The organism is Thauera butanivorans NBRC 103042 (assembly GCF_001591165.1).
Taxonomy (GTDB): domain Bacteria; phylum Pseudomonadota; class Gammaproteobacteria; order Burkholderiales; family Rhodocyclaceae; genus Thauera; species Thauera butanivorans.
On the sequence record NZ_BCUG01000043.1, the window covers coordinates 1 to 10,065 of the forward strand.

Annotated in this window: 9 protein-coding genes; 6 read left to right on the top strand and 3 right to left on the bottom strand. The window is 68.4% G+C overall.

All coding sequences use genetic code 11. The features are described from left to right. From TBU01S_RS16350 to TBU01S_RS16360, 3 genes are all read left to right on the top strand, one after another. Window positions 1–1,495: efflux RND transporter permease subunit (locus tag TBU01S_RS16350; RefSeq protein ID WP_174524546.1), on the top strand; the 1,495-nt coding region annotated here is incomplete at its 5' end. A 55-nt stretch (window positions 1,496–1,550) separates the two neighbouring features. After that, a complete protein-coding gene (gene adeC, locus TBU01S_RS16355; protein WP_245650948.1) occupies window positions 1,551–2,927 on the top strand; it encodes an AdeC/AdeK/OprM family multidrug efflux complex outer membrane factor in 1,377 nt (458 codons plus the stop codon). After that, window positions 2,924–4,093 carry a CobW family GTP-binding protein gene (locus TBU01S_RS16360; RefSeq protein ID WP_068638064.1) on the top strand — a complete coding sequence of 390 codons (1,170 nt, stop codon included), beginning with the start codon at window positions 2,924–2,926 and terminating at the stop codon, window positions 4,091–4,093. The genes adeC and TBU01S_RS16360 overlap by 4 nt, the downstream gene beginning before the upstream one ends. 28 nt (window positions 4,094–4,121) lie before the next feature. Here TBU01S_RS16360 and TBU01S_RS16365 read toward each other — a convergent pair whose 3' ends face one another. Both TBU01S_RS16365 and TBU01S_RS16370 read right to left on the bottom strand, forming a co-directional pair. Further along, window positions 4,122–4,595 carry a hypothetical protein gene (locus TBU01S_RS16365; protein WP_068638066.1) on the bottom strand — a complete coding sequence of 158 codons (474 nt, stop codon included), beginning with the start codon at window positions 4,593–4,595 and terminating at the stop codon, window positions 4,122–4,124. A 39-nt stretch (window positions 4,596–4,634) separates the two neighbouring features. Continuing rightward, window positions 4,635–5,111, bottom strand: coding sequence for a bacteriohemerythrin (locus tag TBU01S_RS16370; RefSeq protein WP_068638068.1), 477 nt, complete (start codon window positions 5,109–5,111; stop codon window positions 4,635–4,637). Window positions 5,112–5,482: 371 nt separating this feature from the next. Between TBU01S_RS16370 and TBU01S_RS16375 the strand changes: the two genes are divergently transcribed. The 3 genes from TBU01S_RS16375 (at window position 5,483) to TBU01S_RS16385 (ending at window position 9,434) form a co-directional block, all read left to right on the top strand. Then, window positions 5,483–6,886 carry a DUF2868 domain-containing protein gene (locus tag TBU01S_RS16375; protein ID WP_245650947.1) on the top strand — a complete coding sequence of 468 codons (1,404 nt, stop codon included), beginning with the start codon at window positions 5,483–5,485 and terminating at the stop codon, window positions 6,884–6,886. Then, a complete protein-coding gene (locus TBU01S_RS16380; protein WP_068638070.1) occupies window positions 6,883–8,271 on the top strand; it encodes a GTPase/DUF3482 domain-containing protein in 1,389 nt (462 codons plus the stop codon). The genes TBU01S_RS16375 and TBU01S_RS16380 overlap by 4 nt, the downstream gene beginning before the upstream one ends. Before the next feature lie 107 nt (window positions 8,272–8,378). Continuing rightward, entirely contained in the window at window positions 8,379–9,434 is a 1,056-nt protein-coding gene (locus tag TBU01S_RS16385; RefSeq protein WP_068638071.1) for an energy transducer TonB family protein, read from the top strand. A gap of 45 nt (window positions 9,435–9,479) precedes the next feature. Here the strand turns inward: TBU01S_RS16385 and TBU01S_RS16390 are convergent, their stop codons facing one another. Beyond that, window positions 9,480–9,911: a WapI family immunity protein gene (locus TBU01S_RS16390; protein WP_068638073.1), complete on the bottom strand. Its 432-nt coding sequence runs from the start codon at window positions 9,909–9,911 to the stop codon at window positions 9,480–9,482. Window positions 9,912–10,065 lie beyond the last annotated feature (154 nt).

Below are 10,065 nucleotides of genomic sequence, written 5' to 3' on the forward strand. Positions count from 1 at the left end.
CGTGCTGGGCCTGCTGTTCGTACGCATGCCGACGTCCTTCCTGCCGGAAGAGGACCAGGGCATCATGTTCAACCAGATCATGCTGCCGGCCGGTGCGACGCAGGAGCGCACGCTGGAAGTGCTGGAAAAGGTCGAGCAGCACTATCTGCAGAACGAGAAGGATGCGGTGCGGGCGATCTTCACCGTGGCCGGCTTCTCGTTCGGCGGCAGCGGCCAGAACATGGGCATCGGCTTTGTCAACATGCGGCCGTGGGACGAGCGCCGCGCCGCCGGACTCGACGTGCAGTCGGTCGCCAACCGGGCGATGGGCGCCTTCTCGCAGATCCGCGAGGCGATGGTGTTCGCCTTCGTGCCGCCGGCGGTGATCGAACTGGGCACCTCGGGCGGTTTCACGGTGCAGATGCAGGACCGCTCCGGCCTCGGCCACGAGGCCCTGCTGGCGGCGCGCAACCAGTTCCTCGGCATGGCGGCGCAGGACAAGCGCCTGGTCGGCGTGCGTCCCAACGGCCAGGAGGACATGGCCGAACTGCGGCTGGACATCGACCATGCCAAGGCGGGCGCGCTGGGCGTCAGCGTCGCCGACATCAACGAAACCCTGGCGACGGCCTGGGGCGGCAGCTACATCAACGACTTCCTCGACCGCGGCCGGATCAAGAAGGTGTACCTGCAGGGCGATGCCCCTTCGCGGATGACCCCCGGGGATCTCGAAAAGTGGTACGTGCGCAACAAGGCCGGCGAGATGGTGCCGTTCTCGGCCTTCACCAGCGCCTACTGGGCCTATGGTTCGCCGCGCCTGGAGCGCTTCAATGGCCAGCCGTCGCGGGAAATCCTCGGCCAGGCCGCGCCCGGGCTGTCGTCCGGCGAGGCGATGCAGGCGGTCGAGGAGATCATGGCCAAGCTGCCGGCCGGCATCGGCTACGACTGGTCGGGCACCTCCTACGAGGAACGCCGCAGCGGCTCGCAGGCGCCAGCGCTGTATGCGCTGTCGCTGCTGATCGTGTTCCTGTGCCTCGCCGCGCTGTACGAAAGCTGGTCGGTACCGTTCGCGGTGATGCTGGTGGTGCCGCTCGGCGTGCTCGGCGCGCTGCTGGCGGCGACCGGGCGCGGGCTGTCCAACGACATCTACTTCCAGGTGGGCCTGCTCGCCACCATCGGCCTGTCGTCGAAGAACGCGATCCTGATCGTCGAGTTCGCCAAGCTGCTGATGGAGCAGGAAGGCAAAGGGTTGGTCGAGGCCACGCTCGAAGCGGTGCGCATGCGCCTGCGTCCGATCATCATGACCTCGCTCGCCTTCGGTTTCGGTGTGTTGCCGCTGGCGATCTCGACCGGCGCCGGCGCCGGCAGCCAGAACGCGATCGGCACCGGCGTGCTCGGCGGCACCATCGCCGGTACGCTGCTCGGCATCTTTTTCGTGCCGCTGTTCTACGTCGTGATCAAGCGCATCTTCCCCGACAAGCCGCGCGAAGATGCCGTGGTCGCACAGGAGGCACGCTGACATGGAGAATTCAGTGACCCCAATTCGTACTCCAATCCGTACTCTCATCGCCGCGATGGCCACCACCCTGCTCGGCGCATGCTCGCTGATCCCGGCCTATGAGCGTCCGGCCGCGCCGGTGCCGGCGGAGTTTCCGCAGGCGGCGCCGACCGAGGCATCCACCCTCGCGCCGCTGGCCCCCGACATCGGCTGGCGCGACTACTTCGCCGATGCGCGCCTGCGCCAGGTGATCGAACTCGCGCTCGAAAACAACCGCGACCTGCGCATCGCCGCGCTCAACATCGAGCGCGCGCGCGCGCTGTACGGCATCCAGCGCGCCGACCTGTTCCCGACCATCGCCGCCAGCGGCGGCCAGAGCGCGCAGCGCGTGCCGGGCGACCTCAACGCCACCGGCGAGTCGGCGGTCAGCCGCCAGTACAGCGCCAGCCTCGGCTTCGCGTCGTACGAACTGGACTTCTTCGGCCGCGTGCGCAGCCTGGAAGAACAGGCGCTGCAGACCTATCTCGGCACCGAGGAAGCGCGCCGCAGTGCGCAGATCAGCCTGGTGGCCGAAGTCGCCAACGCCTGGCTGCGCCTTGCCGCCGACCGCGAGCGCCTGGCGCTGGCGCGCAGCACCTTCGAGACCCGGCAGAAATCGCACGAGCTGACGCAGCGCAGCTTCGATGCCGGCGCGGTGTCGGCGCTCGACCTGCGCCAGGCCGAAACCCTGCTGCAGACCGCACGCGCCGACATGGCGAGCTACACCGCGCTGGTGGCGCAGGACGAGAATGCGCTGGCGCTGATCGTCGGCACCGGCGTGCCGGCGGACCTGCTGCCGGAAAACCTGAACGAGGCGATCGCCAGCGTGCCGGTGCTGCCGGCCGGCGTGCCTTCCGAAGTGCTGGTGCGCAGGCCGGACATCCTGCAGGCGGAATACGCCCTGCGCGCCGCCAACGCCAACATCGGCGCGGCGCGCGCGGCCTTCTTCCCCAGCATCTCGCTGACGGCCAGCATCGGCAGCGCCAGCGCCTCGCTCGACGGCCTGTTCGAAGGCGGCTCGCGCACCTGGAGCTTCATGCCGCAGATCCGCCTGCCGATCTTCGAGGCCGGCCGCCTGCAGGCCAGCCTGGACGTGGCGGAAATCCAGCGCGACATCAACGTCGCGCAGTACGAGAAGGCGATCCAGTCCGCTTTCCGCGAGGTCGCCGACGCGCTGGCCCAGCGCGCCACGCTGGCCGAGCAACTCGACGCGCGGCGTGCGCTGGTCGAAGCCACGGCGAAGAGCTTCGAGTTGTCCGATGCGCGCTACAAGGGCGGCGTCGACAGCTACTTCAACCTGCTCGACGCCCAGCGCAGCCTGTACGGCGCCGAACTGGAGCTGATCGCCACCCGTCTGTCGGATGGGGCCAACCGCGTCGAACTGTACAAGGCGCTCGGCGGCGGCTGGCAGTGAGTGCCGCGCCCGCTGACGGGGCGCCCGCCGGCGCCGAGGATCGCCGCATTCCGGTGACGGTCCTCACCGGTTTCCTCGGTGCCGGCAAGACCACGCTGTTGAACCACCTGCTGCGCCAGCCGGGCATGGAAGGCTGCGCGGTGCTGATCAACGAGTTCGGCGAAGTCGGCGTCGACCACCATCTGGTCGAGAAGGTCGACGAAACCCTGGTCGTGCTCGACTCGGGCTGCATCTGCTGCAGTGTGCAGGGCGACCTGGTGCGGGCATTGAAAGGGCTCTTCATGCGTGCGCTGCGGCGCGAACTGAAGGGCCTGCGCCGGGTGCTGATCGAGACCACCGGCCTCGCCGATCCGGCGCCGGTCGTCCATACGCTGATGTCCGAGCCTTTCATCGCCGAGCGCTACCGTGTCGACGGCGTGGTGGCGGCGGTCGACGTCACCCACGTCCTCGGCCAGCTGGAGGCGCATGCCGAAGCCGTGCGCCAGGTGGCGATGGCCGACCGTCTGTTGCTGACCAAATGCGATCTGGCCGGCGAGGCCGAGCGCCAGGCGGTGGCCGGACGCATCGCCCGACTGAACCCGGGCGCGCGCCAGCTCGAAGTGTCGGCGGGCGCCGTGGCGCCGGATGCGCTGTTCGATTGCGGCCTCTACGATGCCACAGGCAAGCATCCCGACGTGGCAGCATGGCTCGGCGAGGAAGCCGCGGCGGCTGCCGCGAGGCAGGCGGCCGAGCGCGCTCCGGCCTGGCGCAGGCCGGGGGCGAGGGGCGCGGCGGCCAATGCCGTCCCTGCGCCTGCCGGTGAAATCCGCGCGCGTCACGATGCGCATGTGTGCAGCTTCGTGCTGAGCTTCGACGAACCGCTGCCCTGGTACGAATTCTCGGATGCGCTCGGCCTGCTGCTGCAGCTTTATGGCGAGCACATCCTGCGCATCAAGGGCCTGCTGAACGTCGCCGGCGACTCCTTGCCGCGCGTGCTGCAATGCGTGCAGCACAGCGTGTACCCGCCGCTCAGCCTGCCGGCCTGGCCGGCTGTGCCGCCCTATGACGACCGCCGCAGCCGGCTGGTATTCATCGTGCGGCATCTGGCTGCCGATGACGTCGCGGCGCTCTTCGGCAGCTTCATCGGCCGGATGCCCGTGCAGACGGGCCGGGCATCGCCTGACTAGCGGCCGGCCGCTTCCGCATCCGGGGCGATCAGTCGCAGACCGCCCGGCAGTTCCCGCTGCTGCAGTCTTCCGCCTCGACGGTGCACTCGGCCTTGGTCCGATGGACCAGGCGGTGGTCGTTGTCGTAGTCGCAGATCAGGCGTGTCAGGCCGTTCTTGCGTTCGACGTGCATGCGCGTTGCCTTCGAGGCGTGGATGGAAGCCGGTGCGACGTTGCACGACAGGTAGCCGCTGAAGCGGCCGTCGGCCGATTCCCACATCGCGATGTTCTTGACCTCGCGGTAATTGTCGAAGCTGGCGCAGGTGATGACGTCGGCGCCGTAGAGGCGGGCGTTGTCGCCGCAGTAGCCCATGAAGGTGTAGCGCAGTTCCGCGTCGGTGGGGCAGGCTGCGACCTGCACCGCGTCGGCGAGATCCGGACAGGGCATCGGTTCTGCCCATGCGGGGCTGCTTGCGAGGGCGCCGCCCAGCAGCAGGGGCGGCAGCAGAAGGCTGAATTTCATGGGATGGGGCTCGTTTCGGAAGAAATCGGTTCGGCGACCTTACCAGAACTTCCACCACCACTTGCGCTTCTTCATCGCCTCCTCGACATGCTCGGACCATTGGCTGGCGCCGCCGTGGGCGAGGAAATGCGCGCCGAAGCGCTTGTCCGCCTCGTTGATGTGGCGCGTCAGCCAGACCTTGAGGAAGTGGAGCAGTTCGAAAGTGATCGCGCCCTGCCCGGAATCCAGTTTTTCCTGCAAAGCCTGGACCTGGGCGATGAGGTCTTCGTGGTTCTGCTTGTGCGCGGCGAAATCCGGGTAGTTGGACACCCGCATCAGGCTTTCCTCTACGGCGAAATGGGTACGGGTGTAGTCCGCCAGCTTGTCGAGGACCTGACGCGAAGTCGCGGAGCCGTGATGTTCCTGGATGGCGACGTGCAACTGGTTCAGCAGGTCGACGAGTTCCTTGTGCTGCTCGTCGATCTCCTGGATGCCGACGTCGAGTTCGCTGGTCCAGTGGAAAAGCTCTGTGCTCATGGATGTCCCCGCTGCGAATGCTGTAGGCCGGGAGGCTAAGCCTTTCTGAAAACGGCAGCTTGATCGCCATCAAGGTCTGTGGCGCGACAGTGCCGAAACTGGGAAATCCGGCAATGAAGGCAAGATGGCTACGGCTGCCGCTGCTGCGCGGCGCAATCGGGCCGCAAGCGCGGCGTGCTTCCACTCCCGCTTCTGCAATCGGATTGGGGCGGGTTCGAATATGGCCGAGGCGTGGTCGTTGCTATGCTGTCCACCTTTTGCCCCTCAACCCTGCCTTTGAACGGGCCGCATCGGTCCGCGCCACCTTGACAGCCTCTACCCGTAGCTCCGCCGCTCTGACTCCATTCGAATCCCGCTGGCTGGCGGAGGTCGTGCGCCGCCATGAGGAAGGCCACGGCGCCCTGGAGGATCATGCCGCAGTTGCCGCGGCGCGTGCTGCCGCGCCCGAGTTCGAGGCACGCGTGCTGCACCGGGCTCGGAAACTCGGCGTGCGCGAAGGCTGGCACGATGCGATCCTGCGCTGGCATGGCCGGGTACGGCTGCTGCTGGCCGTGGCGGCGGTGCTGGCGCTGGTGCTCGGTTTCGGCGCCGCGGCCGGCGTGCTGGGCGACGGCGGCCGTGCGGTGAATGTGGTGTGGGCGCTGGGCGGCCTGCTGGGCGTCAATCTGTTCAGCCTGCTGCTGTGGATTCTGGCGACGCTGCTGTCACGCGGCGGCCGTGGTGCCCGAACGGGTGTGTCGGGCGGTTTGTGGCTGCGGCTGCCGTCGTTCTTCGAGCGTTCGCCCGCGGCGACAGAGCTGCCGCTGGCGTTGGGCGGCCTGCCCGGCTGGAGCCGTGCCGCGAGCTGGGGCGTCGGCGCGGCCGGCCATGCACTGTGGGCGCTGGCGCTGCTTGCCGCTGCGGCGGGCATGCTGGCGCTGCTCGCCATGCGCCGCTATGGCTTCGTCTGGGAAACCACCATCCTGCCCTCAGGCGTGTTCGCCTGGCTGGTCGATGCGCTGGGCCGGCTGCCGGCACTGCTGGGTTTTCCGGTGCCGGATGCGGCCACGATCGTCGCCAGCGGTGATGCACCGATGCTGGAGGAAAGCGGGCGGCGCGCCTGGTCGGGCTGGCTGCTCGGTGCCCTGCTGGTCTATGGCGTGCTGCCGCGCGCCGTGCTGGCACTGGCGTGCATGGTGCTGTGGCGGCGATCGCTGCAGCGCCTGCGGCTCGACCTGAGCCGTCCCGGCTATGCGAGGCTGCGTCCGCTGTTGCTGCCGGACAGCGAACGCATCGGCGTGCGCGACCCCGAGCCGGCGGTGATGCCCCGCCCCGTACGCCATGCGGCACGGCTGGCGGGCAGCGGCGGGCCGGCGCTCGTCGCCCTGGAGCTGGGCGGCGACCTCGCGTGGCCGCCGTCGGCGGGCGGGGGCGGCAGCGTATCTGCCGGGCTGGCGGCGTTCGACGCCGGCCGCCTCGACAGCCGCGAGCAGCGGCGCGAGGCGCTCGCCCGTTTCGGCGCACAGCCGCCGTGCCGGTTGCTGGTGGCGGTCGATCCGCGCCGCACGCCGGATCGCGGCAACCTCGGCGTCATCGCCGGGCTGGCGGATCATGCCGTCGAGACGCGCGTCTGGGCGCTCGGTGCTGGCGACAGCAGCGGCGAGGCGATGGAAAGCCGGCTGCCGCAGTGGCGCGAAGGCCTTGCCCGGCTGGGTTTCGCGCCGGAGGTGCTGATCCTCGGCGAGACGGCCGCGCGCGACTGGCTGGAAGGCCGCGAGCTGGAGCGGATGCCATGAACGAAGTGCTGCGCGTGGCCGTCGTCGGCCACACCAATACCGGCAAGACCTCGCTGTTGCGCACGCTGGCGCGCGACGTGGGTTTCGGCGAAGTGTCCGATTCGGCCGGCACCACGCGCCACGTCGAAGGTCTGCGGCTGATGGCCGATGGCCGGCCGGCGCTGGAACTGTTCGACACGCCGGGGATGGAGGATGCCATCGCCCTGCTTGAATTCGTCGATGCGCTGGTGGCGCCCGGCGAACGCCTCGACGGCCCCGACCGGCTCGCACGCTTTCTCGAGCGGCCCGAGGCCCATGCACGCTTCGAGCAGGAAGCGAAGGTACTGCGCCAGATGCTGGCGAGCGATGCGGCGCTGTACGTGGTCGATGCGCGCGACCCGGTGCTGCCCAAGCACCGCGACGAGCTGGAATTGCTCGCCGCCTGCGCCCGTCCGCTGCTGCCGGTGCTGAACTTCGTCGCCTCGAAGGATGCGCGGGTGGCGGAATGGCGTGCCGCGCTGGCCCGGCTCAGCCTGCATGCGGTGGTCAGCTTCGACACCGTGGCGCCGGCGCTCGATGGCGAGCGCGAGCTGTTCGACACCCTGGCGACGCTGATGCACGGCCATCGCCCCGCGCTGCAGCGCCTGATCGATGCCCGTGCGTGCGAAGCCGACGAGCGGCGGGCGATGGCACGGCGGCTGGTGGCCGAACTGCTGGTCGATCTGGCGGCACGGCGCGAGCGGCTGGCGGCGGGGGAAGATTCGGAGCATGCGCTGCAGGCCGCCGTCGAGCGCCTGCGCGATGCGGTGCGCCGGCGCGAACAGGATTGCGTCGAAGCCCTGCTGCGGCTGTACCGCTTCCGCCCCGGCGATGCCCGCGCCGCCGAACTGCCGCTGACCGACGGGCGCTGGGACGACGACTTGTTCAACCCCGAGACCCTGCGCCAGATGGGGCTTCGCCTGTCGACCGGCGTCGCCGCCGGTGCCGCGGCCGGCGTCGGCATCGACCTGATGACCGGCGGCCTCACGCTCGGCGCCGCCGCCGCGCTGGGTGCGATCGCCGGCGGCCTGTGGCAGACCTTCGGCCATTACGGCGAACGCATCGCCGCCAAGTTGCGCGGCCACCGCGAACTGACGGTGGACGATCTCATCCTGCGCGTCGTCGCGCTGCGCCAGAACCGGCTGCTGGCGGCGCTGGACGGCCGCGGCCATGCCGCACTGGCGCCGATCGAAGTCGCGGAGGCCAGCGAGGCCGGTGCCGTGGACGAAGTGGCCGAGCGCTGGCGCAAGGCGGATCTGCCTCACGCGATCGAAAAGGCCCGCGCCCATCCGGAATGGGCGGCCGGACAGGGGCAGGACGAAGGCCGCGAAGCCGCGATCGCCGAACTGGCCGAAGCCCTGCAGTGAGCGGCATGCCGCGCCGCAGGCCGATGCCCGTTGCGGCGGTGGCGCACTCAAGTTTCTGATTTTTCGGCCGTTGACGGGACTTGCCGCTGATGCGCCCGGGGTCCCCCATGAAAATCGCCGCCTTCAATGTCGAACTGCAATCCTCCCGGCAGTTCTCGCAATCGTCCGAAACCAGCGAACGGCTCGAAGTGTGGGGCCGGGGCGGCGTGCCGCTGTCATCCGGCACGGGCGCCGAGGCCGCCGCGGGTACTGGAGCTGGAATGCCCGCGGCGGTGCAGATTTCCGATGCCGCGCGCCGGGCACAGATGGCCGACGCCGCCGCTGCCGGCGCGCAGTCCGCGCCTGCCGTCGAGCTGGATGACATCCTCGACAACGATGCCACCTTGTCGATGCTGATCCGCCTGATCGAAGCCATGACCGGCCAGCCGGTGCGCCGCCTCGACCTGCGCGGTCTCGGCCAGGCTTCGGCCGGGGCGGGCGCGCAGCAGCCGTCCGGCCCCGGCTTTGCCTACGATTTCAGCGCCACCTACGCCGAGTCCGAAACCACCACCTTCAGCGCCTCCGGCATGATCCGCACCGCCGATGGCGCGGAAATCCGCTTCGACCTCGGTTTCGCGATGTCGCGCAGCTACAGCGAGTCGGTGTCGGTCAGCCTGCGTGGCGGCGAGCAGCGCAGGCTGCAGGACCCGCTGGTGCTCGATTTCGGCGGCCCGGCGGCGGCGCTGTCGGACGTGCGCTTCGATTTCGACCTCGACGCCGACGGCACGCTGGACAAGGTTCCGCTGCTCGGCGGCAGCGGCTATCTCGCGCTGGACCGCAATGCCAACGGCCGCATCGACGACGGCCGCGAGCTGTTCGGTCCGATGAGCGGCAATGGCTTCGACGAACTGGCCGCGCTCGACGGCGATGGCAACGGCTGGATCGACGAAAACGATGCGGCGTGGTCGCAGTTGCGCATCTGGCGCCCGAACGCCCAGGGCGTGGGCACGCTGCAGACGCTGAAGGAAGCGGGCGTCGGCGCCTTCTACCTCGGCCGCGCCGACACGCAGTTCAGCCTCAACAATGCCGCCAACGAAACCCTGGGCATGATGCGCGCCAGCAGCATCTACCTGCGCGAGGACGGCAGCGTCGGCACGGTCAGCCAGGTCGATCTGGCGGTGTAGGGTGGATGCAGCAGTGATGCTGCTAACGACCGGCACATATTTTGGCTATGGCGAGTTGCTCGCCTTTGCAAACGAAAGAAGGGACTCAATTCCTTCCAGCAACTCGCGGATGAAGGACTGATCCAGCCCGCAATGCCCCGTAACCCATGCTCCATCCGGGGGGGTTGGTTGAAAGCGCCATTCGCCTACGATTGCACCCTGATCAAGTGTTCGCAACACCAGCTCAAACCCAGGCTCAACCCCTGTCAATTCCGCTCGTTGGCCTGACTGGAATTGGGCTTGCATGGATTGAATCTCTTGCCGGAATTTCATCAGCTCGATTGGCATGATGCTCCAGCGCCCTTCTGCCTGTATCCCCGGGGTAATCAGATTGATTATTACATCGATCCATTCAAGATAGGGGCCGCCCGGTTCCTCGAATCGTGCAGAAAGCGGCTCCATTTGAAGCCGAAAGTCGTCCGTATCAATGGTCAGCATCTGTCAGTAGTACATGAAGTGAAGAATTGTCCAATCGGACTCTCGAACGATAACCTCCAAGGTTTTTTGCTCGGACAAAGACTGTTCCCCTCTTTACGAATCGAGACATTTGTATTTCATATCTGAATACGCCGGCCACCTTCTGGGGGTCGGG

Excerpts from the sequence above, each read along its gene's own strand:
- TBU01S_RS16365 (WP_068638066.1), bottom strand. The coding sequence starts at position 4,595 with ATGAAATTCAGCCTTCTGCTGCCGCCCCTGCTGCTGGGCGGCGCCCTC.
- adeC (WP_245650948.1), top strand. The coding sequence starts at position 1,551 with ATGGCCACCACCCTGCTCGGCGCATGCTCGCTGATCCCGGCCTATGAG.
- TBU01S_RS16380 (WP_068638070.1), top strand. The coding sequence starts at position 6,883 with ATGAACGAAGTGCTGCGCGTGGCCGTCGTCGGCCACACCAATACCGGC.
- TBU01S_RS16390 (WP_068638073.1), bottom strand. The coding sequence starts at position 9,911 with ATGCTGACCATTGATACGGACGACTTTCGGCTTCAAATGGAGCCGCTT.
- TBU01S_RS16370 (WP_068638068.1), bottom strand. The coding sequence starts at position 5,111 with ATGAGCACAGAGCTTTTCCACTGGACCAGCGAACTCGACGTCGGCATC.
- TBU01S_RS16385 (WP_068638071.1), top strand. The coding sequence starts at position 8,379 with ATGAAAATCGCCGCCTTCAATGTCGAACTGCAATCCTCCCGGCAGTTC.